The following is a 26154-nucleotide window of genomic DNA, read 5'->3' as shown; positions in this document are numbered from 1 at the left end:
CCCGATGTGTGTGCTGGTTCACCACCAAAGCCGCGGAGCGCTTCTGCCTCGGCCCACGATGTGGGACGATTGCCTCATGACTCGAACTGCCCTGGACTTCGACGAGAACTGGTTCGACGACGCGGAGTACGCCCAACTGCGCAGACGCCTGCCGATCCCCTATGTCAACGCGATCCCGGTGCGAGTGGGAGAGTCGGGCAACGTCGAGCGCATCGGACTGCTGCTGCGCAGCCTCGAGGACGGGACCCTGGGGCGGGAGGTCGTCGGCGGACGCATCCGCTTCCACGAGACCATCCGCTCCGCGCTCATGCGCCATGCGGAGAACGATCTGGGCCCGATGGCGCTGCCGGTCGTCCCGCCGGCGATCTCGCCGTTCCACATCGCCGAGTACTTCCCCACCGAGGGATCCTCTCTGCTCCACGATCCGCGCCAGCATGCCATCTCCATGTGCTTCATCCTCGAGGTCCGCGGTGAGTGCACCCCACGCGCCGACGCCCTCAGCCTCGACTGGCTGACCCCCGAGGAGACGCTGCGTCCCGATATCACGGGCGAGCTCTGCTACGGCCAGGAGCACGTCCTCAAGGCCGCGCTCACCCATCTGGGCTTCCCGGTCTGAGACCGAGGCTCTCACCCGCACATTTTTCTACGCCGCGTAGAAGCCGCTTGGTAGGATGGTCCCGACGCCGTCGATACCGCCAGTCGGGGCCGTCGTCGGCGTCCGGGTTGGCAAGGCCCCGACCGAGAGGTCCGAGATGTCTGCCCAGTCCCGTCCGTCCGAAACACGCCCGTCAGAGTCAGGCCTCTCCCGAGAGGTCGGAGTCCTCGTCGGCTTCGACGGCTCCGAACTCTCAGCTCTGGCCGTCCGCCGCGGCGCGGTCGAGGCCGAGCGCCGGCATACCGCGCTGACCGTCGTCACCGCCTATGCGCTGCCGACGATGATCTATCCGAACATGGCCTCCCTCCCCAGCGAGCCCGAAGACGTGACCGCGAAGAAGGAAGCGGAGGCGACCCTCGCCGAGGCGGTCGAGCTGTTGCGAGATCACCCCGGTGAGAAGAGCTTCCGCACCGCACCGGGCGATGCCGCCGGCGTCCTCGTCACCCTCAGCTCCGAGGCCGAGGTCGTCATCGTCGGCGCGCGAGGTCGCGGCGGCTTCATGGGCCGCGTGCTGGGATCGGTCTCCACCGCCCTTCCGGCCCATGCGCACTGTCCGACCATCGTGGTGCCGCAGCATGCCGCACCCGACTCAGCACAGAACGGCCCCGTGGTCGTCGCCGTCGACGGCTCGGACACAGGACGCATCGCCATGTTCACCGCGGCCGCCGAGGCCGCGGTGCGCGAAGCTCCGCTCGAGGTCGTCTCGGTGCTGCCGACGGGAGACGAATGGCTGTACTGGTACCCCGAGCTCGAGCTCAGCTCGGAGGTCTCAGGGCGTCGGCAGAAGGAGCTCGCCGCCGGGCTCGAGAGAGAGGTCGCCGAGCTTCGCGAGCAGTTCCCCTCGCTGTCCGTATCCACATCGGTTCCGATCGGCGATCCCACCGAGACACTCATCGAAACCAGCGCCCGCGCCCAGCTGACCGTGCTGGGCACGCGCGGTCGCGGACGTCTGAAGAGCGCTTTGCTCGGCTCCGTCTCCCGCGGTGTCCTCAACCGTGCCGCGGGACCGGTGATGGTGGTGCCGAGCTGATCGGCATCGCCGGGCGCCCCTGAGACCCGCTGCCTCTCACCGCCGTCTGCTGTACAGTGGTGGCTACGACAGGGGAGCGCCATCAGGGGCGCTGAGAGTGCAGAAGAAGCTGCAGACCCTCGAACCTGATGCGGTCAGTACCGCCGAAGGAAGTCGAGACTCTTCCACCCCTCCTTGATCCGAGGAGGCACAATGCCGAAAACCACCACGTCGAATTCCGCACCGTCCACGGCACCGGCCCACACCCTGGCGCCGAAGACGAAGAAATGGCGGGTCGTCGACTACGTCACCACCGCCGTGCTCGGCATCGCCGTCGGACTCGTGTTCTGGGTGCTGGCGCTGAGCTGGAAGATCCTCGAGCTCGCCTTCCAGGCGTTCCCGCCCTCGATCGGGCTCATCGCCGGCCTGTGGGTCCTCGCCGGCCCCCTGGCCGGTGCGATCATCCGCAAACCCGGGGCCGCACTCCTGTGCGAACTCATCGCCGCCATCGTCGAAGCGGTCCTCGGCTCTCACTTCGGCGCAGCCGTGCTGCTGTCGGGGCTCGTCCAGGGTCTCGGCGCCGAACTCGTCTTCGCCGCCTTCGGCTACAAGCGGTTCACGCTCTGGATCACCGCACTGGCCGGAATGCTGGCCGCGGCTTTCATGGCCGTGAGCGAGAACATCATGTACAACGCCGAATGGCAGTTCGGCTTCCAGACCGTCTATGCCGTGTGCGCGATCGTCTCGGGCCTCGTCATCTCCGGCATCGGCGCCTGGTACGCCCATCGGGCGATCGCGAGGACGGGCGCGCTGAGCTCCTTCGCCTCCGGCCGCCTGCGCTGATGGGGCTGCCGATCACGGCGCGGGAGTACTCGTGGACGCATGCCGACCGTGATGCTCCCGCCGTCGGTCCTCTCGACCTCGAGATCACGGCCGGTGAGAGAGTCCTCGTCCTCGGACGCTCGGGAGCAGGCAAGTCGACTCTCCTCCATGCGCTTGCCGGTGTCCTGCCCGACGAGTCCGGAGAGGCGACCGGTGAGCTCCTCGTCGGAAACGCTCCCCCGGATCCTCGCCGAGGCGGCTCCGGGCTGGTCCTGCAGGATCCCGAATCGCAGGTGATCTTCTCTCGCGTCGGCGACGATGTCGCCTTCGGTATGGAGAACCTCGGACTGCCCGCCGAGGTCATCGAGTCCCGGATCCCCGGCTCGCTGGCCGCACTCGGCCTCGATCTGCCGCTCGACCATCCGACGGCGGCGCTGTCCGGCGGCCAGAAGCAGCGCCTGGCCCTGGCCGGGATCCACGCGATGTCGCCTGAGGTCATCATCCTCGATGAACCCACAGCGAACATCGACCCGGACTCGGCCGCTGAGGTCCGCGACTCCGTCCTCTCCGTGCAGACTGCCGCCTCGGCGACGATGGTCATCGTCGAGCATCGGGCCGGACTGTGGCTCGACCACGTCGATCGCGTCATCGTGCTCGGTCCTCACGGGCTCCTCGCACAGGGTCCGCCGAAGCGGATCTTCTCCGACCGGAGCCTGTCCGAGGCGCTCATCGACTGCGGCATCTGGATGCCGCACGGATCGGAGACGACGTCAGGAGGGGGCCTGTCACCCACAGCCGAGGCCGCGATCTGCTCGAGTCCCGGCGACGGACGAGGGGATGTGCTGCTGCGGGCCGCGGGCCTCGCCGTGGGCCGGCCGCGAGCGAAGGCACCGGTGGCGGCCGGCATCGATCTCGCCGTCCGCGCAGGAGAGGCTGTGGGCATTGTCGGCCCCAATGGCGCCGGCAAGTCCACGACCGCGCTGACGCTGGCCGGTCTGCTTCCCGAGTTCGCGGGACGGGTCACCGCCGAGGCGGCGCTGCGGGGCGAGTCGAAGCACGCCCGTCCGTTCGCGTGGCCCTCGGCGCTGCTCGCGCCGCGCATCGGCATGGTCTTCCAGGAACCGGCACATCAGTTCCTCACCTCCGGTGTAGCCGCAGAGCTGAGTCTGGGACCGCGCCTGGCCGGGTGGTCGGACGCGGAGGTCGACGACCGCGTCGTCCAGCTGCTCGACGTGCTCGGCCTGCAGGTGCTGGCCGAAGCGCATCCGCAGAGCCTGTCCGGCGGCGAGAAGCGCCGCCTGTCGGTGGCGGCCATGCTCGCTCCCCGACCACAGGTCCTCATCGTCGACGAGCCGACCTTCGGCCAGGACGCTCTGACCTGGGCCGGGCTGGTCGAACTGTTCGTCGATGCCCTGGACCGCGGCTCGGCCGTCGTCGCCGTCAGCCATGATCATGCCTTCCTCGACGCGATCGGGGCCCGACGGGTTGACCTCGGGGCGTTCTCCACCTCCTCGACGGCTCGGGCAGGGGCGGGTGAGCGCGGTGAGTGAGCAGTTGGCGCGCAGGCGGCAACCGCCTCCCGAGGTGGGGGTGGAAGATCCCGGTCAGCTCATTCCCGTGGTGCGCAGCACGGCTCTGGTCCGATGCAATCCGCTGACGAAGATCACCATGGCGCTCATCCTCATGATCGGTGCGCTGTTGAGCATCGATGTCGTCTCTGCCGGTGTGGTGCTCGCGTTCTCACTGCTCGGGCTGCCCGCCACCGGGCTCGATCTCGCCGCGACGATCAGGCGGCTGTGGTTCCTTCCTGCCGGTGCTCTGCTGGCGGCGTGGGGGACGGCGATCCTCGCGGAGAAGACCGGGGAGGTCGTCATCGACTTCGGTCCGCTGCTCATGACAAGTGACTCCCTGGCTGCGGCTGCGGCGATCTTCGTGCGCGTCCTCGCCTTGGCGATACCGCTCATCGTGCTCGTCTCGACGATCGATCCGCGTGACCTCGCCGATGCGCTGATCCAGCATCTGCGGCTGCCCGAGGTCGTCGTCATCTCCGTGCTCGCCGCGAGCCGACTGCTGGGTCTGCTGGTCAGTGAGTGGCAGGTGCTGGCGATGGCCAGGCGGGCCAGAGGTGTGGCCGGCGGTTCGCTCGTTCGGCGCACCAGGAGTCTGTTCGGCGCGGTCTTCGTTCTGCTCGTGGTCTCGATCAGGCGTGCCACGACTCTGGCGATGGCGATGGAGGGTCGCGCATTCGGTCGTTCCGGACGCACGTGGCGCAGGCGATCGAGTTTCGCAGTCCGAGATGTCGCAGCGGTAGTCCACAGCCTGGTTGTCTGCGGGACAGCGATCGGAGCGGCTCACGTGCTCGGCGTCTGGAACCCGATCATCGGCTGAAACGATATCGGCTGAAACGAAGCGGAATCGTCGGAGCTGTTCCGCTTCCGGACGGTCAGAGCTGCTTGAGGAGGTCCTTGCCGAAGGCCCGCCATTTCTCGAGGGCTTCCGGACTGGGCAGCTTGGACGTGGTGAGGACGACGAGGGTCTTGTCTTCGCTCTTCGTCTCAGCTGCGGCTTCGATCTTGATGCCGCCGTCGAGGTTCGCTCGCCAGAAGGAGCGCTTCGCCGTCTCCGAGGTGCGGGGATCACCGTCGAGGGCCGTCTCGTTGAGGGTATCGCGAATCAGAGAGGCGAACTTTTCGATGAGTTCGGAACGATCGCCGGGCATCGTGCGGGACACGGCCACGTCGAAGGTGCCATCGGCACGCTGACCGGGCACGCGACGGCCGATCTCCTGTTCGTAGGCGACGACCGCGCCCTGGACCCACCAGCCGTGGTTGTCGACTCTGCCGTCGAACTGGGGATAGAGAGCGTCGGCGAGTTCTTTGTGACTCGCCGACGCTCCCCCGGCGGCTTCGAGGCGAGCATGGATATCGGCCCATGGCTCGCCGAGGGCCTTTTCGATCGATCCGATGTTCTGCGCCTTGGTCACCATGGCAGAAGTCTATTCGTCCGATCGATGCGAGATGAAGGCCAGGAAGGCGATCAGTCGATCTTGAGCTCGCCCATCTCGTCCCAGCCTTCGCCGTCGATCTTGCGTGAGATGATCTTCGGCGTCGAGGCCAGGTGCGGACGCATGGCTTCGAGTCCGGCGGCGAAGTGATCGCTCTTGACATGCGGTTCCGCGCCTTCGTCGGTGAATGCCTCGACGAGGACGTACTCGTTCGGGTTCTCCAGGCTCTTCGACCATTCGAACCACAGGTTCCCGGGTTCTGCGCGCGTCGCCTCGGTGAAGGCGCGCACAGCCTCGGGGAATTTCTCGACGCTCTCGGGCTTCACGTCGTACTTCACAACGATGAAGATCATGGTGGATTCTCCTCGGTTGATTCTCGGTGGGGTCGGTGTCAGCTTAGTTCGAGCCGTTCGGCGTTGCGACCGACCCGGGCTCCGCGGACAGGTCGAGGGTCCTCAGAGCCTCTCGGCGATGAGGACGAGGAAGTCGCTGCCGGCTTCGAAGGGGTGGAGTTCCCAGGTGGAGAACTTCAGGTCGACGAACATTCCGGTGGCCTTGATGTCCTCGACGAAATCGTCGAAGTCGTAGCCGCGGCCGGCTCCGAACCCGGAGACGAGACGTCCGCCGTGCTTGAGCGTCGATTTGATGTTGCCCAGGGTCTGCCTGCGTGAGGCCGGGTCGAGGAAGGCGAGCACATTGCCGGCGCAGAAGGCCACGTCGATCTCGGTGATTCCGGCGCCGGCGAAGTCGAAGTCGGCGAGGTCGCCGGTGTGCCATTGGCCGCTCGGGAAGTCCTCCTCGGCGACGGCGATGAGGAATTCGTCGAGGTCGACACCGTAGACGGTGTGTCCCTCCTCGATGAGCAGCCCGCCGGCGCGGCCGGTTCCGCAGCCGGCGTCGAGGATGCGGGCACCGCGCGGGGCCATCGCATTGACGAAGCGCGCTTCTCCGCCGATGTCGTGCCCCTCGGCGACGCGCTTGCGCCACATCTGGGCATAGTTGGCCGAATGCTCGGGATTGGCCCTGCGTACCTTGTTCCACTGATGGTCGAAGCTCATGCCCTCATCCTAGGCCGGAACTTCACGCGAAGACTTCGGCGACCACCTCGGCGACGGCGCGCACCGGCTCGCTCGGGTCCGGGGAGGTCAGGACGATGATCTCCCGCCCGCCCGCTTCGGCCACGGGTTGGAGTTCGACCTCGGCGCCGCCCAAGGACATCATGATCGGGGTCGCCAGGGTCAGTCCCAGCCCAGTCCCGGCCAGGGCGAGCGCGACGGCGGTGTCGGTGACGATATGCGTCTCCTTCGCGGTGATCCCCAGCGCCGAGGTGGCCAGACGCATCGCGCGTCCGAAGAGCTCCTCGGCCGGCGGGAGGATCCAATCGGCCTCGGCCAGCTGCCCGGGCCGCGGCTTCGCCGATCCGGCGGGCACGACGATGCCGAAGTCCTCCCCGGCCACGGCTTCCCAGCTCAGCCCTCGCATCGCCGGCAGCGGCACGGCCGGATAGTTGATCCCGATCCCCAGATCGATGACTCCGTCGATGACGGCCGAGGACATCGTCTCGACGTTGATCTCACGGGCTCGGACCTCGATATCGGGGTGGCGCTTCTCGAGCCGGCGCACCACCTGCGGCAGCGCCGTGGTCGATGCCGATCCGAAGACGCCGAGGGTGACGATGGCCTCGCTGCGGAAGTCCCGGCCGAGCATCGCCATCTCGGCCTGCTTCTGCGCGGCGAGGATGTTCCTGGCCCGGGGCAGCAGCGTGCGACCGGCCTCGGCGAGGACGAGGCCGCGACCGCGGCGCAGGAACAGATCGGAATCGACGACGCGCCGCAGAGCGGTGATGTGCTGGGAGACGGCCCCGACGCTGTAGCCGAGGTGCTCGGCGGCACGCGTCATCGAGCCGAGCTCTGCCACGGCGACGAAAGTGCGCAGCTGCCCGAGTGTCCAAGCCATGAGTGCATGATAGCGACTTTCACACTTCCTAAACAGAGCGTTCATAAACTCTCTCTTGTCCTTAACTGTGATCGGACGCACAATGGTGACATGTCACAGTCCGCCGACACCGTCGTCGGCATCTTCCGCTGCTGCGGCGGCCGACGGAGGCCGTCGCAGCAGCAGACAGTGAGGTGAAACGTGGAGACCCCGACCACTTCGAACAGCCCGCATTCCGCAGCCGATTCGATGCCCGAAAGCGCCTCGGTCGTCATCATCGGTGCAGGTGTGATTGGGGCGGCCATCGCCTACCATCTGGCCGAACGCGGGGTCGAGGACATCGTCCTCGTCGAACGCGACACCCCCGGCTCCGGCTCGACGTCGAAGGCGGCAGGAGGTGTGCGCTGTCAGTTCTCCGACGAGGTGAATATCGCCCTCGCCGCGCGCGGCCTCGAGGTGCTGCGGAACTTCGAGGCCGATTTCGGCGTCGACATCGATCTCGTCAGCAACGGCTACCTGTTCCTCCTCGACTCGAACGAATCCGCCGATGCCTTCGCCGCGAATGTCGCCCTCCAGCAGAGGATGGGCCTCGATTCGCGGATGCTCACCGTCGCCGAGGTGGCCGAACTCGCCCCCTTCGTCGACACCGAAGGCCTCGTGGCAGGGGCATTCAACCCCGGGGACGGGCATTGCACCCCCGAGGCGGTCGTCTCCGGCTACATCACCGCTGCACGAGAGCGAGGCGTGCGCGTGCTCAAGAACTGCGAGGTGACCGGCTTCGAAGCCGACGACGGCCCCAGCCGCCGCGTCACCTCGGTGATCACCGACCGTGGAACCATCTCCTGCTCCCAGGTCGTGTGCGCGGCCGGAGCCTGGTCGGGCCTCATCGGGCAGCTGGCCGGCGTCGACCTGCCGGTGAAGCCTCTGCGGCGCGAGATCATGGTCAGCGAACCGGTCGACTTCGACACGAGCGGCATGCCATTCACCATCGACTTCTCGACCAGCTACTACGTCCACCCGGAAGGATCCGGCCTGCTCTTCGGCTGCCCCGACGAGGTCGATGACTGGTCGTTCAACGACAAACGCGACCCGAACTGGCTGTCGACACTGGCCGAGCACATCGCCGCCCGCACGCCCGCACTCGGCGAGGTCGAGGCCAAGCACGGCTGGGCGGGTCTGTACGAGATGACTCCCGACCACAATGCGCTCATCGGTGAGGCCGAGGAGCTGTCCGGGTTCTTCTACGCCTGCGGGTTCTCCGGCCACGGCTTCCTCATGGGCCCTGCCGTCGGGGAGGTGCTCGCCGATCTCATCACCGGAGGCGAGCCCTTCGTCGATGTCTCCCCGATGGACAAGCGTCGCTTCGCCACCACCGGGCTGCGCAAGGAGCTCAACGTGGTCTGAACTCTCCGTCCCGCCCCGCCACCTCGCAACGACCTCTGAAGAACTGATGAAACGACATTCGACGAAAGGACGGCAATGACCGCACTGCCCACCGACCAGACCATCTCCGAACTCCTGTCCTCAGGACTGAGCGCCTGCGGGGTCGACACCGACGCACTCAGGGCATCGGCCGCCTCGGCGAACCTGCCTGCCCGCTCCCCCATCACCGGTCAGGAGCTCGGCACCCTCGCCGCCGACACCGCGGAGACCGCAGCACACAAGATCGGCGCCGCCCAGACAGCCTTCGCGACCTGGCGCGATGTGCCCGCCCCCGCACGCGGGCAGCTCGTGCAGCGCTGGGGACAGCTGCTGGGAGAGCACAAGGAGGACCTGGCGAAGATCATCACCGTCGAAGCAGGCAAGACCCCCTCGGAGGCGGCCGGTGAGGTGCAGGAGATGATCGACATCTGCGAATTCGCCCTCGGGCAGTCCCGGCAGCTGTGGGGCAAGACCATGCCGAGCGAGCGCCCGGGGCACCGTCTCATGGAGACCTGGCATCCGCTCGGCGTCGTCGGGGTCATCTCCGCCTTCAACTTCCCCGTGGCCGTGTACTCGTGGAACACGGCACTCGCGCTGGTCGCCGGTGACGCAGTGGTGTGGAAGCCCTCGGAGAACGCGGTCCTCGCAGCCCTCGGGGCACAGTCGCTCCTGGCCCGCGCCGCAGCCGAGGTCGGAGCACCGGAGAACCTCGTGCCCGTCCTCGTCGGCGGTCGGGACATCGGCGATGTCATGGTCCGCGACGAGCGCGTGGCCTTGGTCTCGGCGACCGGTTCGGTGCGGATGGGACGTGAGGTCGGTCCTGTGGTGGCAGAGCGCTTCGGGCGGATCCTGCTCGAGCTCGGCGGCAACAACGCGGCCATCGTGGCTCCGAGCGCCGACATCGATCTGGCGCTGCGCGGGGTGGTCTTCGCCGCTGCCGGCACCGCCGGTCAGCGCTGCACGACCCTGCGTCGGCTGATCGTGCACGAGTCCATCGCCGATGAGTTCGTCGACAAGATCGTCGCGGCGTACAAGACACTGAGCATCGGCTCGCCGACCGAAGACGGAGTGCTCGTGGGCCCGCTCATCAACGAGGGCTCGTACGAGGCGATGCAGGCGGCGCTCGAGCAGGCGAAGTCCGAAGGCGGTGAGGTCCTCTGCGGCGGCGGACGCGTGCTGGCCGAGGAACGTCCGGATGCGCATTATGTCGAACCGGCGGTCGTGCGGATGCTGTCACAGACCGCGGTGATGAAGGACGAGACCTTCGCCCCGATCCTCTATGTCGTGACCTATTCGGACCTCGACGAGGCGCTCGAGATCCACAACGGGGTTCCGCAGGGTCTGTCCTCGGCGATCTTCACTTCAGAGCTCGCCGAATCCGAGAGATTCCTCTCGCGGTCGGACTGCGGCATCGCCAATGTCAACATCGGCACCTCGGGAGCGGAGATCGGCGGCGCCTTCGGCGGTGAGAAGGAGACCGGCGGCGGACGCGAATCCGGTTCGGACTCGTGGAAGGCCTATATGCGACAGGCCACGAACACGATCAACTACTCGGGCGAGCTGCCGCTGGCACAGGGAGTCGAGTTCCTCTGACCCTCGGGCTCCTGCCGCTCGCTCAAGGGCGGGCTCGGATGTATCGCCGTCGAAAGCCACATTTCTGAGCTCGCCCTTGAGCGAGCGTATGCGTCCGGCGCTACGCTCTGGGAGCGCCCTCGGCCGATGCTCGTTTCCTCTGCTTCTTCCTAAATTCGATGAGCTGGGCGGCAAAACCGATCAGAGCGAGCGGCGCGAAGAAGCACAGCCAGAGCATCCACTCTCGGTCGCCTTCGTGCAGGAGATCGGCTCCCGAGGTCACCGCCAGCGCGAATGACATGCCGAGAGCGAAAGCCGCGATGATGTTTCCCATGGCCTCAAGCCTACTTTTGGACAAGCCCTCCTGCGAATGAGCGAAGCGGCTCGGGAAGCGTCTGCCGCGTCATTCCGCTCACAGAACCGGATGCACCCGCGACCACGGCCGGGCCAGGGACTAAAATCGATGTCGAAGCCCCGAGCCCTGCCGAAGGAGAACCCCTGTGATTGAGCTGAAGACGCCTGCCGAGATCGACAAGATGGCGGTGACCGGCCGTTTCGTCGCGAAGACCTTGGCGGAGCTGACCTCGATCGCAGAACCCGGTATGGACATCATGCACCTGGAGAAGCGGGCCCGGAAGCTCATCGAAGACGCCGGTGCGAAGTCCTGCTATTGGGACTACGCACCGTCCTTCGGTTCGGGCCCTTTCCGCAATGTCATCTGCCTGTCTGTCAACGACGGGGTCCTCCACGGCAAACCGCACAGCTATGTGATGAAGGACGGCGACGTCCTGACTCTCGACTTCGCGGTGTCCATCGACGGGTGGGTCGCCGACGCCGCCCGCTCCGTCGTCGTCGGCGACGGCCGCGACGAGGACCAGCGTCTCATCGACTCCACCTGGGCCGGCCTCGAAGCGGGCATCGGTGCGGCGCAGGCGGGCAACCGCCTCGGCGACATCTCGAAAGCCATCGGAGATATCGCCGATGCTCAGCGCATCCCGGTCAATCTCGACTTCGGCGGTCATGGCCTCGGGCACACGATGCACGAGGATCCGCATGTTCCCAATCGGGGCAAGGGCGGTCGCGGACTCGTGCTCAAACCGGGCCTGACACTGGCGATCGAACCCTGGTGGTCGTTCACCTCGAAGAAGCTCACCGTCGACAAGGACGGCTGGACGCTGCGCCTGGCCGACGGCTCGAACGGCGCGCATTCGGAGAACACGATCGCCATCACCGAGGACGGTCCCAGAGTCCTCACCACCGTCGACTGACCGGCTGCCGCACTCCTCGCGAAGGGCGCCCGACGATCTCGTCGTCGAGCGCCCTTCCGCTTCCCCACCCCCTGTGTCAGCTGCTCATGCCAGAATTGCGGTATGTCTTTCACCTGCACCGAATGCGGCTATTCGACGGTCAAATGGCTCGGACGCTGCCCCGAATGCCAGGCCTGGGGCACCCTTGAGGAGAAGGGCGCGAGCTCGTCGAAGGTGAAGACCAAGGTCAAGAAGTCCAGCGGAGCGAAGCCGATCAACGAGATCGACTCCACCCTGGCTCAGGCGAAGTCCACTTTCGTCCCCGAACTCGATCGGGTGCTCGGCGGTGGGATCGTGCCCGGCGCGGTCGTCCTGCTCTCCGGAGAACCGGGAGTCGGCAAGTCGACGCTGCTGCTCGATGTGGCCGCGAAGACAGCGATGTTCGGAGCCAAAGTCCTCTACGTCACCGGTGAGGAATCAGCCGGACAGGTCAGACTGCGGGCCGAACGGATCAATGCCTTGGCAGATTCTCTCCTGCTGGCCGCAGAGACCGATCTCGGTTCGGTCCTGGGCATGATCGAGGCGGAGGAGCCCGAGCTGCTCATCGTCGATTCGATCCAGACACTGGCGTCTTCCGAGGTCGAAGGGGTGCCCGGCGGAGTCACCCAAGTCCGCGAGGTCGCCGCAGCCCTCATCAGGGAGGCGAAGGCCAAATCTCTGCCCACTGTGCTCGTCGGCCACATCACGAAGGACGGCACCATCGCCGGACCGCGGCTCCTCGAACACCTCGTCGACGTCGTGTGCACCTTCGAAGGCGAGCGGCATTCGCGTCTGCGCATGCTGCGGGCGGTGAAGAACCGCTTCGGTCCCACGGACGACGTGGGCTGCTTCGATATGGAGGAGAACGGGATCAAGAGCCTCGAGGACCCGTCCGGGCTCTTCCTCTCCCGCAGCGGAGCGAATCCGCCGGGAACCTGCCTGACCGTCACCCAGGAGGGCAAACGCCCATTGCTGGTCGAGGTCCAATCTCTGGTCACCGAGTCCGCCGGTGGCCAGTCGCGCCGGTCCGTGTCCGGGGTCGATTCCTCACGAGTGGCGATGATGCTGGCCGTGCTCAGTCAGAACATCCCGAATTCCAATCTGTCCAAGAGCGATGTCTTCACCGCCACGGTCGGCGGTGCGAAACTGGCGGAACCGGCCAGCGACCTCGCCATCTGTCTGTCCCTGGCCTCGGCCGTCATGGGCAGGCCTCTGGCCAAGAGGTTCGTGGGCATCGGCGAGATCAGCCTGTCCGGAGAGATCCGCAACGTCCCCAACCTCGGCCAGCGCCTCAACGAAGCCAAGCGTCTGGGCATCACCCACGCCATCGTGGCCAAGGGCGCCATGAGCAATGTGGCCACGCCGCAGGACATGAAAGTGAAGGGATGCGAGCATATCGCTGAGGCGGTCGAGATCCTGCTGAAGAGCTGAACGTCTCGAGGAAGTTCGGGACTTTCGGACGAAAATGGAGCATCCTTGAGTCATGACCACGACAGTTTTTCCGGCAATGAGGACCACGGATGCGGCAGCGACGATCGCTCTGCTGGTCACGCTCGGGTTCACTGAGCGTGTGGTGATCCGCAATGAACAGGATCCCGAACTCGTCGAGCATGCCGAATACGCGCTCGGTGATACCGGTGGGATCATGTTCGGGTCCGTCCGCAACGACGGGTCAGCACTCGACGCGGTCGGCGGCAGCTCGATCTACGTCGTCGTCGACACCGAACGCGAAGTCGATCGTCTCTATCAGGAGATCGTCGATATGGGGCATGCGATCGTCCGACCTGTGGCGACGCAGGACTACGGCGGACGGGAGTTCGACTTCCGCGACCATGACGGCAATTCCTGGGGCGTGGGCTCCTACCGCGGAGCCTGACCTGCCGTCCTCCGGTCCAACGGACTCAGTTCTGCGAGCCCTCTGACTCCTGGTCCTGCGGCTCACCCTCCGAGGGCTTCTCCTCGGAGCCGTCCTTCTCCCCGGACTCCTCCTCAGAAGAGTCCTTCTTCTCAGACTCCTCCTCTTCGGCCTTCTTCTCCTCGGCCTTCGCGGCAGCGTCCTTCTCAAGCTCGAACGTCGTCGGCTTGCTCTCCTTGTCATCGAGCTTGACGATGAGATCGTATTCGCCCGGCGCGAAGTCGTCATCCTTCCGATTGCAGTTCTTGTCGACCGGGATCCGGTTCCACTTGAGCTTCGCGGTCTTCTCCGAGTGCGGTGCGAACTCGGTTGAGACTTCCGCGTTCTCGTCCTTCGACGCCGCACAGTACTTCGACGACCAGACGACGTCGCCGTCCTTCTCGACGACGAACTCCTGCTGCTTGGTTCCGACCTCGATGAGACAGGTCGCGGTGTGCTTGTTCTCGATGACCATGCCGAACTCGGGTTTCTGCCCGTCCTTCACGGATTTCGGATCGACTTTCGCTTTGAGGGCGATCTTGTCCTCGGGACATCTTCCGCTCGCAGCCTTCTTGTCCGGCACCGGAGCCGCCGTGGTGCTTTCGGACTGTTTCTCCGGCTCTGCGGTGACCTCGTCTCCATCTCCTCCGCTGCCGCCGATGGCTTTGGCGATGCCGACGATGCCCAGCACCAACAGCCCGAGGACGACGAGGCTGAGTACGCCCAAGGTGATGCGGCGTCTGCGGTAAACGTGAGCAGGCAGCTTCCCGCTAGACTGGCGAGGCTGCCCCGCAGCTCTCTTCGGCTGCGAACCGCGATTGGAAGGAGTCATCGCTTTGAGCCTAGGCAATTGCGAATGAGCAACCAAATGACACACCGAGTCGGTCTCGAATCGAATGCGCACCGATCTGCCGCTCCTTTTCCCGAGGTCGCCGAACCGCTGGTGCGACGCGTGCAGACGACGATCACCTCCTGGTTCTCCTCAGCTGCTCGCGACCTTCCGTGGCGAGAGGCGGACACCAGCGCCTGGGCTGTGCTCGTCAGCGAGATCATGTCTCAGCAGACGCCCGTGGCCCGGGTCGAGCCGCGCTGGCGGGAGTGGATGGAAGCGTGGCCGACCCCTGCCGACCTCGCCGCGGCTCCGACCGCCGACGTCCTCCATCGGTGGGGCCGCTTGGGGTACCCGCGCAGGGCGCTGAGGCTGCAGGAGGCCGCTCGTGTCATCGCCGAGGACCTCGACAATGTGCTTCCCACGACCGTCGAGGAACTCGAACGGCTGCCGGGCATCGGCTCCTACACTGCCGCGGCGGTGGCTTCCTTCGCTCACGGAAGGCGCACGACGGTCCTGGACACGAACGTGCGACGGGTTCTCGTCCGCCTCTTCGCGGGCAGGGAGCGGCCCACCGCTTCACCCGGTCGGAAGGAGACCGACTGGGCCGCCCGCTTCGTTCCCGAGGACGACCATGTGCGATGGAACGCCGGGGTGATGGAGTTCGGCGCTCTGATCTGCACAGCACGCAGCCCTGACTGTGCCGCCTGCCCGCTGCGCGACATCTGCACCTGGTACCGGCTGGGCAGGCCCGCCTCGGCCACGAAGCCGAAGATTCAGAAGTGGACGGGGACGGACCGCCAGCTGCGTGGGGCGATCATGGACGTGCTCAAGACAGCTCACGCCGCCGACGCGCGACCGGCAGGGGTCCGCGTCGACCTCTTCACCACCTCGGTGACCGAGCTGGATCCCGAGTTCGTCGAAGAGCTCGATGAACCGACAGCGGCCGCAGTGGCCCGCGTGCGCGAACTCAGCGCGGACCGGGAACGAATCGCTCGCCTCATCTCGGATCTCGTCGCCGATGGCCTGGCCGGGAAGGTCGACGGCAGATTGGCGTTGCCGTCCTGACGGCAGGAGCGCTCGGTCAGAGGTACCTGATCATGCGCGAATTGCCCAAGGTGTTCGGTTTGACCCGCGCCAGGTCGAGGAACTCCGCCACGCCTTCGTCCGTCGAGTGCAGGAGTTCGACGTAGACCTCGGGCGAGACAGGGATGCCTTTGATCGGTTCGAAACCGAGGGAACCGAAGAACGCGGTCTCGAAGGTCAGGCAGAACACGCGATCGACCCCGATCTCGCGGGCATCGGCGAGCAGCTGGCGGATGATGGCTTTGCCCACTCCCCTGCCCCGATAGTCGGGCGAGGTCGCGACCGTCCGGGCTTCGGCGAGATCAGCCCAGATGATGTGCAATGCCCCGCAGCCGGCAAGGATCTCCGAGCCATCGGGCTGCGGGTCGACGACGAGCCAGAATTCCTGCAGCGATTCGAAGTACGTCACCGTGTCCTTGGCCAGGAGGATCCGTTCTCCTGCCAGGGGTGCCACGAGCGCCTCGATGCCCTTGACATCGCCGGTTCTGGCTCGTCGCAGATAGAGCCCACCTGGAAGTTCGTGGTTGAGATGGTGGTCTCCGGAGATCCGTTCATGATCGAATTCGGCAGAATGAGAACTCATGTCCTCATTCAACACCATTGCGTCGCGAGCATACGAAAGAGTCCGGGGAACCGGCCAGCGGCCGACTCCCCGGACTCTTTCGTCGCTATCGCTCAGGCGGAGGTGTCCGACGGTCCGTTCGAACCGGAGGACCCTGCAGCGGCGAGTTCGTTCTCCTCGTCGTCACCGGGCTTCAGGCTCTCGGTCTCGGTGCCTTCGAAGGTGAACTCGGCCTCACGGCCCTCACCCTTGACGTCGACCTTGATGGTCTGGCCCCGTCCGATCTCCTTGAACAGGATCTTCTCCGACAGAGTGTCCTCGACCTCGAGCTGGATGGTCCGACGCAGCGGCCGGGCACCCAGCACGGGATCGTAGCCGCGTTCGGCGAGCAGGTTCTTCGCCGCATCCGAGACCTCGACCTTCATGCCCTGATCGGCAAGCCGTGTGTCGAGGCGATCGAGGAAGAGGTCGACGATCTTGATGATCTCTTCCATGCTCAGCTGCGGGAACACGATCGTGTCATCGACGCGGTTGAGGAACTCGGGACGGAAGTGCTGCTTGAGCTCCTCGTTGACCCGCTGCTTCATCCGGTCGTAGTTCGTCTTCGTGTCGCCCTCGACCTGGAATCCGAGTTGGAGTCCGCTCGAGATATCGCGCGTACCGAGGTTGGTCGTCATGATGATGATGGTGTTCTTGAAGTCCACCTCACGCCCCTGGGAGTCGGTGAGGCGACCATCCTCGAGAATCTGCAGCAGCGAGTTGAAGATGTCCGAATGAGCCTTCTCCACCTCGTCGAAGAGGACGACCGAGAACGGCTTGCGGCGGACCTTCTCCGTCAGCTGACCGCCCTCTTCGTAGCCGACGTATCCCGGAGGGGAGCCGAAGAGACGAGAAACGGTGTGCTTCTCCGAGTACTCCGACATGTCGAGACTGATGAGGGAATCCTCATCGCCGAAGAGGAACTCGGACAGCGCCTTGGCCAGCTCGGTCTTGCCCACGCCGGTCGGGCCGGCGAAGATGAACGAACCGGACGGACGCTTCGGGTCCTTGAGGCCGGCGCGGGTGCGGCGGATCGCGCGGGAGATCGACTTGACCGCGTCGTCCTGACCGATGACTCGCTTGTGCAGCTCGTCCTCCATCCGCAGCAGTCGCGAGGACTCTTCCTCGGTGAGCTTGAAGATCGGGATGCCGGTGGCTGCAGCGAGCACCTCGGCGATGAGATCGGCGTCGACGACCTTCGAGGTGTCGGTGCCGGACTTGCGCCAGGCTTCGGTCTGCTCCTCCTTCTCCTTGACCAGCTTCATCTCGGAGTCGCGCTCCGAAGCGGCCAGCTCGAAGTCCTGAGCATCGATCGCAGCCTCCTTGCGGTGGCGGGCCTCGAGGATCTTCTCCTCCAGATCCCGGACCTCCTGGGGCACCGACAGCCGCGAGATCCGCAGCTTGGCACCGGCTTCGTCGATGAGGTCGATCGCCTTGTCCGGCAGGTACCGGTCATTGATGTAGCGATCGGACATGTTCACCGCGGCAGCCAGGGCACCGTCGGTGACGGTGACCTTGTGGTGTGCCTCGTACTTGTCCCGCAGCCCCTTGAGGATCTCGATCGAATGCGCCAGCGACGGTTCGGGAACCTGGATCGGCTGGAACCGGCGCTCGAGGGCGGCATCTTTCTCGATGTGCTTGCGGTACTCATCGAGGGTGGTCGCGCCGATGGTCTGCAGCTCCCCACGAGCCAGCATGGGCTTGAGGATCGAGGCGGCATCGATCGCGCCCTCGGCGGCGCCGGCACCGACCAGGGTGTGGATCTCGTCGATGAAGAGGATGATGTCACCGCGGGTGCGGATCTCCTTGAGCACCTTCTTCAGGCGTTCCTCGAAGTCGCCGCGGTAGCGGGAACCGGCGACCAGCGATCCGAGGTCGAGCGTGTACAGCTGCTTGTCCGTGAGGATCTCCGGCACATCGCCGTTGACGATGGCCTGTGCGAGCCCCTCGACGACGGCGGTCTTACCCACACCGGGCTCGCCGATGAGGACCGGGTTGTTCTTCGTTCGGCGCGAGAGGATCTGCATCACGCGCTGCATCTGATCATGTCGGCCGATGACCGGGTCGAGTTTCGCCTCACGGGCCGCAGCCGTGAGATTGGTGCCGAACTGGTCGAGCACGAGCGACCCCGAAGGCGCCCCTTCCTCGCGTCCGCCGGCCGAGACGGGCTCCTTGCGCTGGTAGCCGGAGAGCAGCTTGATGACCTCCTGGCGCACCCGCCCGAGGTCGGCACCGAGCTTCACGAGCACCTGAGCCGCGACGCCCTCGCCCTCACGGATGAGGCCGAGCAGAATGTGCTCGGTGCCGATGTAGCTGTGGCCCAGCTGCAGTGCCTCACGGAGGCTGAGCTCGAGGACCTTCTTCGCCCGCGGCGTGAAGGGAATGTGTCCGCTCGGTGCCTGCTGGCCCTGTCCGATGATCTCCTGGACCTGGTCGCGCACCTGCTCGAGGGAGATGTCCATGCCCTCAAGAGCCTTCGCCGCCAGACCTTCACCTTCGTGGATCAGGCCGAGCAGAATGTGCTCGGTGCCGATGTAGTTGTGTTTGAGAAGTTTCGCTTCTTCCTGCGCGAGCACCACAACGCGTCGTGCTCGGTCGGTGAACCGCTCGAACATTTTCATCCTCCTCGGTCTTCTTATTCTTCTGAGCCTAACGACGATGAGCGCGGTTCTATTGCACGTTTCGCCGTCAGCCGAAACCGTTCGGCTATGGGCGAAATTCCATTGCCATCGGGATGCGCCCTCCTTGTGCGCAAGGTGGGAAGCGCCTCCTTGCGGCGAAGGCAGCAGGGCAGAAGAAGGCCGTCTGAGTCGATGGGCCTCCCCGCATCGGCCTGCCGCGCCAGCCAGGTCGTGTGAATGAGCGTCGCCCCAGCCTGTTCCGGCTGGGGCGACGCTGTCGCACTTTCCGCGAGCTAGGCGAAGAGACTGACTCCGCCCGGCCCCACGAGGCAGCCGACCACGATGAGGACGATGCCCCACAGGATCTGCTTGCGGAAGATCGCGAAGATGCCGGAGATGACGAGTATGGCAGCGATTATCCAGAGTATGAAAGCCATTGTGCTGACCCTTCCTTCCATGTTTGACGGTGGGTACTGCGCCGACAGGATGCGGATCCTGCCGGAGTCTCAGTGTCGCGGCGAGTCAGGGTCCTCGATGCTGCGCCGTCCCGCTTGTGGATCGACGCTGCGATCATCGAGCCTGTTCTCGTCGGCAGCACGAGCGCCGCCGGCTTCGGTGCGTCCGTCGGCAGTCCTGCTGCGGTTGCCGTGCGCGTCGACATCGGGGTCGAGGTCATCGGCGTGACGGAGCCTGCGTTCCTGTTCATCACGCTCGGCACGCGCCACGCGGTCGCGCTCGGCGGCTTCGGCGTCCAACCGTTCCGCTTCGGCCTGTCTGCGCTTGGCTTCGGCGGCCTGCACCTCCGCGTCGGCGTCGGCCTGTTTGGCTTCTGCCCGACGCTGCTCCGCTTCGGCCTCACGAGCATGCAGCTGGTGCTCGGACTCGGCCGTCTCCTGACGGATCCTCGCCGCCTCCAGACGCTGATGCTCGCGCTTCTTCGCAGCGGCCTTCCGGCTCACCGCGACAATGATGCCGACGACAATCAGAACTACGACGACTGCTGCGACTATCCAGATGATGGTGGTGGCATTCATGCGTTCTCTCCTTGCTGTCCGTTCGGTTGCCATTGATCACGTGGAACCGATCAACAGGGTGAAGTCATCGTTGCACGCCATCACCGGCCTGACAAGGACCTTCTCGTTTCCGCCCAGATCGCCGAGGTGGCCCGGATCCCCGCTTCGGTCTGTGCTGCAGGCTCCGGCCCTGCACGCTCGTGTCTATCGCGGATGCCTCGTCCGGACGCCGCCGTCGGCGTCCTCGGGCGATCGATTCTGCTCGGACTCGAACTGCTCGTGGCCGCAGACATCATTCGCACAGTCGCCGTGGCTCCTTCGTCGCAGACCCGCAGATACCGGCCCAGGACTCAACCTCCCTTGTCGCGCGTGGAAATAGCTTGTGTCATTTGCCATATGCGAGCGGCATCTGCGCGGTGCGTTCGTCGAATTCCTGGCAGTTCCCTGTGTTTCTGTCACCGCGCCGGATTTCCTCATATTGTTCCCCAGCAGTTCATGAAATGAATCCATAGACAAAGAACTGAGGGGCCAGCGAATTTCTTCGCTGGCCCCTCAGACCTATTCGGATGATTCCGCCGCTCGGAGGCGAACCCTTATTTCTCCGCAGCCTCGTAGGCTTCGACGATTTCGAGCGGGATGCGACCGCGGTCACCGAGCTGGTAGCCGTTGTTCTGAGCCCACTCGCGGATCTTCGCTGTGTCCCGCTTCGGTCCTGAGGCCGAACCGCCGCGACGACCCCGCCCGCCGGTATTGGCTACGCGACGTGCTTTGGCGATGAATGGGGCGAATGTCTCACGGAGCTTTTCGGCATTCTCTGTCGAGAGTTCGAGTTCGTAGGTCGCCTGGTCCAGGCTGAAGCGAACGGTTTCTGCCGCTTCTGTTCCGTCGAAATCATCCGTGAGAACGAGGCGCATTTCCCTTGCCATGTTCACTCTTTTCATGATCAGTGGTCTTTGTCGCAGTCATCTTAACATCCGATTCCGAATTATTCTCGCTCTCGCTAACGTCAATCTCCGAATAGTATTTATCCACTTGTTCGCGCTCATTGCGATCGGCGCGGAAGATATTCCTAATGACATACCAGAACAGCAATCCCACGCAGATCGAAGGGAGCAGCGCTTTGAGGATATCGAGCATCGTGATCAGCCCTCCTGAGCCGTGTCCTCATGCGAAGCGGCCAAAGGCTTCGTGAATGGGAACAGGATTGTTTCGCGGATTCCCAAACCGGTCAATGCCATGAGCAGACGATCGAGCCCCATGCCCATCCCGCCGGTCGGAGGCATTCCGTGCTCCATCGCCATGAGGAAGTCCTCGTCGAGGCCCATCGCCTCTTCGTCGCCGCGGGCGGCATCGGCGGCCTGGGCCTCGAAGCGCTGGCGCTGGATGATCGGGTCGACGAGCTCCGAGTAGCCGGTGGCCAGTTCGAAGCCGCGCACGTAGAGGTCCCATTTCTCGACGACGCCCTTCTTCGTCCGATGCTCCCGCACCAACGGCGAGGTGTCGACCGGGAAGTCGGTGACGAAGGTCGGTTCCCACAGCCGATCCTGATAGAAGTGCTCCCACAGCTCCTCGACGTATTTGCCGTGTGAGCGGAAGACTCCCGTCAGATCGACATCGTTGTCGGCGGCGATCTTGTCGAGCACGTCCAGACCTGTCTCGGGAGTCACTTCGACGCCGGATTCCTCGGACAGGGAATCGTACATGCTCACGACCGCCCAGTCCCCGCCGAAATCGAATTCAGTGCCGTCCTCAAGGGTCACGACAAGTGAGCCGGTGGCATCCTGCGCGGCGTTCTGGATCAGAGTCTTCGTCAGATCGGCGATCGAATGGTAGTCGCCGAAGGACTGGTAGGCCTCGAGCATGGCGAACTCAGGGGAATGCGTGGAGTCAGCACCCTCATTGCGGAAATTGCGGTTGATCTCGAACACGTTCTCGATGCCGCCGACGATGGCCCGTTTGAGGAACAGCTCGGGGGCGATGCGCAGGTACATGTCGATGTCGTAGGCGTTCATGTGGGTCTTGAACGGGCGAGCCGAGGCCCCGCCGTGCATCGTCTGCAGCATCGGGGTCTCGATCTCGACGAAGTCCTGCTCGGCGAAGGTCCGACGTAGCGAGGTCATCACCTTCGCGCGAGTGAGCATTGTCTCCCGCGCCTGTTCGCGGGTGATGAGATCGAGGTAGCGCTGGCGGACACGCGTGTCCTCGGCCAGTTCGGTGTGCAGGCCCGGCAACGGACGGATCGCCTTCGAGGCGAGTGCCCAGGAGTCCGCGAGCACCGAGAGCTCTCCGCGCTTGGACTTGATCACCCGGCCGTGCAGGAACAGGAAGTCGCCGAGGTCGACATCGGTCTTGAAGTCGTCGAGGCGCTCCTGACCGACCTCGCGCAGCGAGAGCATCCCCTGCAGGCGAGTTCCGTCACCGGACTGCAGCGTGACGAAGCAGAGCTTGCCGGTGGTGCGGACGAAGACGACACGGCCGATGACGCCGACGATGTCCTCGGTCTCATCCCCTGCCTCGAGCCCGTCATGGGCGGAGTGGACCTCGACGAGGGTGTGGGTGCGGTCCACAGATACGGGGTAGGCTTCGGTTCCGGCATCGAGGAGACGCTGGCGCTTTTCCTTCCGGATCCGGATCTGCTCCGGATCTAGATGTTCGGGTGAAAGGTCTGCGTTCTCAGTAGTCTTCGAGTCGGTATTCGCCATGCCTCAAGGCTACCGTGGACCGGGCATGCGGGGGAATTCGGATTCAGTCGAGGATCGCCAGTATCCGCTGTGCCTGAGCCTCGGTGATCCGTCCCAGCGCCAGGGCCTTCGCCGTCGTCGATCGGGCCAGCGCGATGTAGCTGTTGCGCGCCCCGGGATTCGATCGGCTCAGGCTGAATTCGCTCAGCGCCGCCAAATGGGCCTCGACGGTCCCGACGTCGCCGCGGCTGACCGGTCCCGTCAGCGCCTTCGGTCCGTTCTGCAGGGTGTTGGCCACGCTGGCGTCGACGAGGGCATGGAGCACATGAGAGGGGTCGGCCGCCCCCGCTTCGGAGAGCATCTCCATGGCTTCGGACAGGATCGTGATCGAGTGGTTCGAGGCGTGGGTGATGGCTGCGTGGTATAGAGGGCGGTCGGCCTCGGCGATCTCGATCGGTTCGGCACCCAGTTCGACCACAAGCGCTTCTCCCACCGGACGGATCGGTGCAGGGGCGGTGACGGCGATCGTCGCCTGGCGCAGCCGTGACAGATCCACGTTCGTCCCGGTGAATGTCAGGGACGGGTGCAGAGCGATGGGCAGAGCGCCGCGCCGAGTTCCCGCTTCGAGGATGTCCGTGCCGTACCTGCCCGAGCAGTGCACGAGGATCTGACCGGCATGGATGCGGCCGAGGTCGGCCAGGCCGGTCACCAGAGGAGCGATCTCGTCGTCGGGGACGGCCAGCAGCACGAGCTCGGCTCGTTCGGCGATCTCGTCGGGGTCGAGGACCGGGACGCCGGGCAGCATGTCTTCGGCGCGTTCGCGACTGGCCGCCGAGGTGGCGCTGAGTCCGATGATCGCGTGTCCGGCTTGCCGCCAGGCTGCTCCGATGCTGGCTCCGACCCGGCCGCAGCCGATGATTCCGATGCCCAGTCGCGGCGCATCCTCCTGACTCATCGTTCGTCCTCCTTCGCAGTCTTCGCGGCGTCATCGTAGCGCAGGCGGGCGATGCGAGTGCGTTCGGCGTGCTCGGTGAAGAAGCGCTTCGCCTCGTCTTCGCTCTGGTGGGTGACTCGGGGATCGATGGGGCCGGCGGTCGAATGCACGGCCACCGTGCCGAGTCCGAGAGCGCGCATGAGCGGACCCTGGTGGTAGCGCAGGGACTGCACTCGCACGTGGGGGACGAAGTCGACGCGTCGTTCGAGCGCACCGAGCCGCAGCACGAGCATCGAACCGGTCAGCGCATAGGCCCGCCGCTTCCACACGAGGGGGTCGAGGATCCGTGAGGAGCGGGGCTGGCTGTGGAAGAGCATCTCGGCGGCCGGCGCCTGCGGATCGCTCGACCTGCGATCGTACATGGCCGAGCGGACCAGGGCATCGGCGGCGATATCGTCGGGCAGCTGCGGATCCGGCAGCGCCAAGCCGACCATGAGCAGCGCCTGCTCGACGTCGCCGACCGGCAGCAGCAGGTTCGAGTCCTTGCTGCCGCCGGCGCTGGCGATGTTGTACTCGGCCTGCCACCATCCGGCCCAGCGCCACAGCAGCGGCTGGTGGAGGCACACCGCCTGCAGGCGATCGAGTGGGATGACTTTCCGTGAGGTCGAGAAAAGGCCGTGGCTGACGGCGAGACCGTTCTCGTCGAGGCGGACGACGAAGTTCGCGTTGTCGAGGTTCTTCTTGAACACGGAGAAGGCCGCGAAGACTCCGGGCAGGACACCGACGAGCATCGGGATGAACGCTTCCTTGACCCCGAAGGCAAGGAGCACGATGGCGCTGATGACGACGAGCACCACCACGGCGATCGACACCAGAGTCTCGGTCTTGAGCAGGGAGGCGATCACGACCCGGTGGACGGGAACGCGGATGATCTCGCCTTCTCTGCCGATGCTGGGTGCGAGGCGGTAGGGAGCGAGCAGGTCGTTGAGCCCGGATTCGGCCTCGGCCGAGACACCGTCGGCCATGGCGCCGAGCCGTTTGGTCAGGCGCACGCCGAGGCTGTCGTCTCGCCGTTCGGGAATGGAGCGGTCGATTCCTTCGGCGGTCTCACCGGCGCCGCTCGGCTCCTCGGCTTGGTGCCCGACCGTTGCGGAGGGGATGGCGGCGACCGGACCTGATGCGGGTGCAGCGGCACCGTGGGCGGGTGCGCTCTCCTCCCCGGTGGCCGCCTCTCCCCCGGAGCTGCGGTCCTTCGCCTGCGTCGCTGTGCCCTGTCGCTTCTTCGCCCTGACCGCGTTCAGCAGTTCGTCGCGCAGCTCTTCGGCTCGTCTCTTCGACAGGTACTTCAGGGAGATGTTCGAATCCGTCCCGCCGGCGACGTCGAAGACGAGTTCGGCCATGCCGAGCAGCCGCGGCAGAAGCTTCTGCTGCAGGTCGATGGACTGGACCCGATCGAGGCGGGCCTTGCGCAGCTTCTTCGACAGCACCCCCCGCCGGTAGTAGATCGCCTCGGCGTCGATCCGATAGCCCATGACCCGCCAGGCCAGCCAGCTGAAGAAGGCGGTGAGCAGGAGGACGAGGACGATCCCGCCGACGACGGCGAGGATCACCAGCGGATGTCCGCGCAGCCAATCGGCGAAGGTCAGGTTGACGCTGCGGCCGGAGGCCAGGTCCTCCACCGCCGATTGGAAGAAGTTCTGCAGACCATAGGCTGCGGCGATGAAGATGCCGACGAGAACGCCGAGGCTCTCGAGGATCGGCGTCAGCGGGTGGACGCGGTGCCAGACCTCGGGTGCCGCCTCGGCGGGTGGCGAGCCCTCATCCATGGTCACAGCCCTGCCATGTTGGCCCGGCCGAGTCCGGCGAGGCTGTCGCGGAGACGGTCGGCTTCGGCTCTGGGCAGTCCGGGGATCGTCGCATCGGTCGCTGCCGAGGCGGTGTGGAGTTTGACTGTGGCCAGTCCGAACATGCGATCGACGGGGCCGGCGTCGACGTCGACGAACTGCAGCCGACCATAGGGCACGACGGTGGCCTTGTGGAACATGATGCCGCGGCGGATGAGCAGGTCGTCGGCGCGTTCGGCGTAGCCGATGGCCTTCGCCTGCCGGAGGATGACGATGGGAGCAGCGATTCCGTAGACCAGGACGGCGATCCAGATGATGTGCAGCCAGGGCGCTTCGGCGGTGAAGACGATCGCGAGGACGAGACCGACGACGAGCAGAGGCACCACGATGATCATAGTGGCGAGGACTTCTTTCAGCCCGTACTTCGGGCTGACCCGGTTGAAGGGCACATCGGTGCCGATGGAGAAGGAGAAATCGCGGTTCATGCTGTTTCAGCTCCCGGTGGGTCTTGGGGCGGGATCTCGCAGAAGCCCTCGACGATGAGGCCCACGATCATCAGCGCGGCGGCAGAGACCATGGCGACGAGCATACCGGCGGCGAGATCGTTGCGGATCCCCGGTGCGGACAGGAAGTAGTAGCCGGCATTGCCCAGGTACCATCCGGCCAGTCCCGCCCCGGTCAGGGCGCTGGCTTTGGCCATGACTGCGACGCGGGCCGCCTGGATCGGGTCGATCTCCTTGGTCCGGTCCCCGTCGTTCCACTTCTTGATCGGCCAGCCGAGGACGAGCAGGACGGCGGCGAGGACGAGCATGCCGATGATAGCGAACCAGGGCAGGCCCGGCAGTGAGAAGCCCTGGCTTTCGAGCACCACGTCGACCACGATAGCCAGCACCGTGCCGATCACGGCCCAGACGGCGAGGGTGGACGAGGACGTTCTGTGCATAGG

The 26154-nt window shown here is 65.5% G+C and carries 28 protein-coding genes, 1 pseudogene and 1 riboswitch; of the genes and pseudogenes, 12 read left to right on the top strand and 17 right to left on the bottom strand.

Going from position 1 to position 26154, the window contains the following annotated elements; all coding sequences use genetic code 11:
- Positions 1-76 precede the first annotated feature (76 nt).
- From IHE57_RS07745 to IHE57_RS07725, 5 genes are all read left to right on the top strand, one after another.
- Positions 77-616 carry a DUF4916 domain-containing protein gene (locus IHE57_RS07745; RefSeq protein ID WP_209325846.1) on the top strand — a complete coding sequence of 180 codons (540 nt, stop codon included), beginning with the start codon at positions 77-79 and terminating at the stop codon, positions 614-616.
- 136 nt (positions 617-752) lie between these two features.
- On the top strand, positions 753-1685 hold the full coding sequence (locus IHE57_RS07740) for a universal stress protein (protein WP_209372238.1): 933 nt from the start codon (positions 753-755) through the stop codon (positions 1683-1685).
- A 60-nt stretch (positions 1686-1745) separates the two neighbouring features.
- A riboswitch (TPP riboswitch) is annotated at positions 1746-1854 on the top strand.
- A 23-nt stretch (positions 1855-1877) separates the two neighbouring features.
- Positions 1878-2507, top strand: a complete 630-nt coding sequence (locus IHE57_RS07735; protein WP_209325848.1) for an ECF transporter S component — start codon at positions 1878-1880, stop codon at positions 2505-2507.
- The gene (locus IHE57_RS07730; protein WP_209372236.1) at positions 2507-4036 is read left to right on the top strand and encodes an ABC transporter ATP-binding protein; all 1530 of its coding nucleotides are present in this window, start codon (positions 2507-2509) and stop codon (positions 4034-4036) included. Before IHE57_RS07735 ends, IHE57_RS07730 begins: the two co-directional genes overlap by 1 nt.
- Positions 4037-4076: 40 nt before the next feature.
- On the top strand, positions 4077-4874 hold the full coding sequence (locus IHE57_RS07725) for an energy-coupling factor transporter transmembrane component T family protein (protein WP_366933894.1): 798 nt from the start codon (positions 4077-4079) through the stop codon (positions 4872-4874).
- Positions 4875-4929: 55 nt separating this feature from the next.
- On the opposite strand, the gene IHE57_RS07720 is transcribed toward IHE57_RS07725, so the two are convergent.
- The 4 genes from IHE57_RS07720 to IHE57_RS07705 form a co-directional block, all read right to left on the bottom strand.
- Entirely contained in the window at positions 4930-5472 is a 543-nt protein-coding gene (locus IHE57_RS07720; protein ID WP_209372234.1) for a hypothetical protein, read from the bottom strand.
- Between the two features lie 50 nt (positions 5473-5522).
- Complete coding sequence (locus tag IHE57_RS07715; RefSeq protein ID WP_209325851.1) at positions 5523-5843, bottom strand: putative quinol monooxygenase; 321 nt, start codon at positions 5841-5843, stop codon at positions 5523-5525.
- A 102-nt stretch (positions 5844-5945) separates the two neighbouring features.
- Positions 5946-6548: a class I SAM-dependent methyltransferase gene (locus IHE57_RS07710; protein WP_209372232.1), complete on the bottom strand. Its 603-nt coding sequence runs from the start codon at positions 6546-6548 to the stop codon at positions 5946-5948.
- Positions 6549-6570: 22 nt separating this feature from the next.
- Positions 6571-7446, bottom strand: coding sequence for a LysR family transcriptional regulator (locus IHE57_RS07705; protein WP_209325853.1), 876 nt, complete (start codon positions 7444-7446; stop codon positions 6571-6573).
- 180 nt (positions 7447-7626) lie between these two features.
- Between IHE57_RS07705 and IHE57_RS07700 the strand changes: the two genes are divergently transcribed.
- Together IHE57_RS07700 and amaB are read left to right on the top strand one after the other, a co-directional pair.
- Positions 7627-8829, top strand: a complete 1203-nt coding sequence (locus IHE57_RS07700; protein WP_366933893.1) for an NAD(P)/FAD-dependent oxidoreductase — start codon at positions 7627-7629, stop codon at positions 8827-8829.
- 75 nt (positions 8830-8904) lie between these two features.
- Complete coding sequence (gene amaB / locus IHE57_RS07695) at positions 8905-10440, top strand: L-piperidine-6-carboxylate dehydrogenase (RefSeq protein WP_209372230.1); 1536 nt, start codon at positions 8905-8907, stop codon at positions 10438-10440.
- A gap of 100 nt (positions 10441-10540) precedes the next feature.
- On the opposite strand, the gene IHE57_RS07690 is transcribed toward amaB, so the two are convergent.
- Positions 10541-10753: a hypothetical protein gene (locus tag IHE57_RS07690; RefSeq protein WP_209325855.1), complete on the bottom strand. Its 213-nt coding sequence runs from the start codon at positions 10751-10753 to the stop codon at positions 10541-10543.
- A 166-nt stretch (positions 10754-10919) separates the two neighbouring features.
- Between IHE57_RS07690 and map the strand changes: the two genes are divergently transcribed.
- From map to IHE57_RS07675, 3 genes are all read left to right on the top strand, one after another.
- Complete coding sequence (gene map, locus IHE57_RS07685) at positions 10920-11687, top strand: type I methionyl aminopeptidase (RefSeq protein WP_209372228.1); 768 nt, start codon at positions 10920-10922, stop codon at positions 11685-11687.
- A gap of 102 nt (positions 11688-11789) precedes the next feature.
- Positions 11790-13136, top strand: a complete 1347-nt coding sequence (gene radA / locus IHE57_RS07680; protein WP_209325857.1) for a DNA repair protein RadA — start codon at positions 11790-11792, stop codon at positions 13134-13136.
- Between the two features lie 52 nt (positions 13137-13188).
- Positions 13189-13581 carry a VOC family protein gene (locus tag IHE57_RS07675; RefSeq protein ID WP_246475951.1) on the top strand — a complete coding sequence of 131 codons (393 nt, stop codon included), beginning with the start codon at positions 13189-13191 and terminating at the stop codon, positions 13579-13581.
- 25 nt (positions 13582-13606) lie between these two features.
- On the opposite strand, the gene IHE57_RS07670 is transcribed toward IHE57_RS07675, so the two are convergent.
- Entirely contained in the window at positions 13607-14431 is an 825-nt protein-coding gene (locus IHE57_RS07670) for a hypothetical protein (protein WP_253720057.1), read from the bottom strand.
- A 36-nt stretch (positions 14432-14467) separates the two neighbouring features.
- On the opposite strand from IHE57_RS07670, the gene IHE57_RS07665 reads away from it, so the two are divergent.
- Positions 14468-15496 carry an HhH-GPD family protein gene (locus IHE57_RS07665; protein WP_209372226.1) on the top strand — a complete coding sequence of 343 codons (1029 nt, stop codon included), beginning with the start codon at positions 14468-14470 and terminating at the stop codon, positions 15494-15496.
- A 16-nt stretch (positions 15497-15512) separates the two neighbouring features.
- Here IHE57_RS07665 and IHE57_RS07660 read toward each other — a convergent pair whose 3' ends face one another.
- From IHE57_RS07660 to IHE57_RS07645, 4 genes are all read right to left on the bottom strand, one after another.
- Positions 15513-16097, bottom strand: a complete 585-nt coding sequence (locus IHE57_RS07660; protein ID WP_209325860.1) for an amino-acid N-acetyltransferase — start codon at positions 16095-16097, stop codon at positions 15513-15515.
- A gap of 92 nt (positions 16098-16189) precedes the next feature.
- The gene (locus IHE57_RS07655) at positions 16190-18730 is read right to left on the bottom strand and encodes an ATP-dependent Clp protease ATP-binding subunit (protein ID WP_209372224.1); all 2541 of its coding nucleotides are present in this window, start codon (positions 18728-18730) and stop codon (positions 16190-16192) included.
- 299 nt (positions 18731-19029) lie between these two features.
- A complete protein-coding gene (locus IHE57_RS07650) occupies positions 19030-19173 on the bottom strand; it encodes a GPGG-motif small membrane protein (protein ID WP_209325862.1) in 144 nt (47 codons plus the stop codon).
- A 69-nt stretch (positions 19174-19242) separates the two neighbouring features.
- Positions 19243-19770 carry a hypothetical protein gene (locus tag IHE57_RS07645; RefSeq protein WP_209372222.1) on the bottom strand — a complete coding sequence of 176 codons (528 nt, stop codon included), beginning with the start codon at positions 19768-19770 and terminating at the stop codon, positions 19243-19245.
- Between the two features lie 219 nt (positions 19771-19989).
- On the opposite strand from IHE57_RS07645, the pseudogene IHE57_RS16345 reads away from it, so the two are divergent.
- Positions 19990-20079 (top strand): annotated as a pseudogene (locus IHE57_RS16345) (DUF1622 domain-containing protein); the annotation flags it as partial.
- Positions 20080-20342: 263 nt separating this feature from the next.
- On the opposite strand, the gene IHE57_RS07635 reads toward IHE57_RS16345, so the two are convergent.
- From IHE57_RS07635 to IHE57_RS07605, 7 genes are read right to left on the bottom strand one after another with little or no spacing between them, the layout of a single operon-like run.
- Positions 20343-20675 carry a histone-like nucleoid-structuring protein Lsr2 gene (locus IHE57_RS07635; RefSeq protein ID WP_209325865.1) on the bottom strand — a complete coding sequence of 111 codons (333 nt, stop codon included), beginning with the start codon at positions 20673-20675 and terminating at the stop codon, positions 20343-20345.
- Positions 20641-20886: a hypothetical protein gene (locus IHE57_RS07630; protein WP_209325919.1), complete on the bottom strand. Its 246-nt coding sequence runs from the start codon at positions 20884-20886 to the stop codon at positions 20641-20643. The genes IHE57_RS07635 and IHE57_RS07630 overlap by 35 nt, the downstream gene beginning before the upstream one ends.
- Positions 20887-20891: 5 nt before the next feature.
- Positions 20892-22451: a lysine--tRNA ligase gene (gene lysS / locus IHE57_RS07625; protein ID WP_209325866.1), complete on the bottom strand. Its 1560-nt coding sequence runs from the start codon at positions 22449-22451 to the stop codon at positions 20892-20894.
- A gap of 43 nt (positions 22452-22494) precedes the next feature.
- Complete coding sequence (locus IHE57_RS07620) at positions 22495-23385, bottom strand: Rossmann-like and DUF2520 domain-containing protein (protein WP_209372217.1); 891 nt, start codon at positions 23383-23385, stop codon at positions 22495-22497.
- Positions 23382-25190 carry a PH domain-containing protein gene (locus IHE57_RS07615; RefSeq protein WP_209372376.1) on the bottom strand — a complete coding sequence of 603 codons (1809 nt, stop codon included), beginning with the start codon at positions 25188-25190 and terminating at the stop codon, positions 23382-23384. The genes IHE57_RS07620 and IHE57_RS07615 overlap by 4 nt, the downstream gene beginning before the upstream one ends.
- A gap of 2 nt (positions 25191-25192) precedes the next feature.
- Positions 25193-25693 carry a PH domain-containing protein gene (locus IHE57_RS07610; RefSeq protein WP_209372215.1) on the bottom strand — a complete coding sequence of 167 codons (501 nt, stop codon included), beginning with the start codon at positions 25691-25693 and terminating at the stop codon, positions 25193-25195.
- Positions 25690-26151 (bottom strand): DUF3180 domain-containing protein, encoded by a 462-nt coding sequence (locus IHE57_RS07605; protein WP_209325869.1) that lies wholly within the window; start codon positions 26149-26151, stop codon positions 25690-25692. Before IHE57_RS07605 ends, IHE57_RS07610 begins: the two co-directional genes overlap by 4 nt.
- Positions 26152-26154: the final 3 nt, after the last annotated feature.

This window comes from Brevibacterium renqingii (assembly GCF_017808105.1).
In the GTDB taxonomy this organism is placed as follows: Bacteria; Actinomycetota; Actinomycetes; order Actinomycetales; family Brevibacteriaceae; genus Brevibacterium; species Brevibacterium renqingii.
Note: the sequence above shows the minus strand (reverse complement) of the source record. Positions and strands in the feature narration are given on the sequence as shown.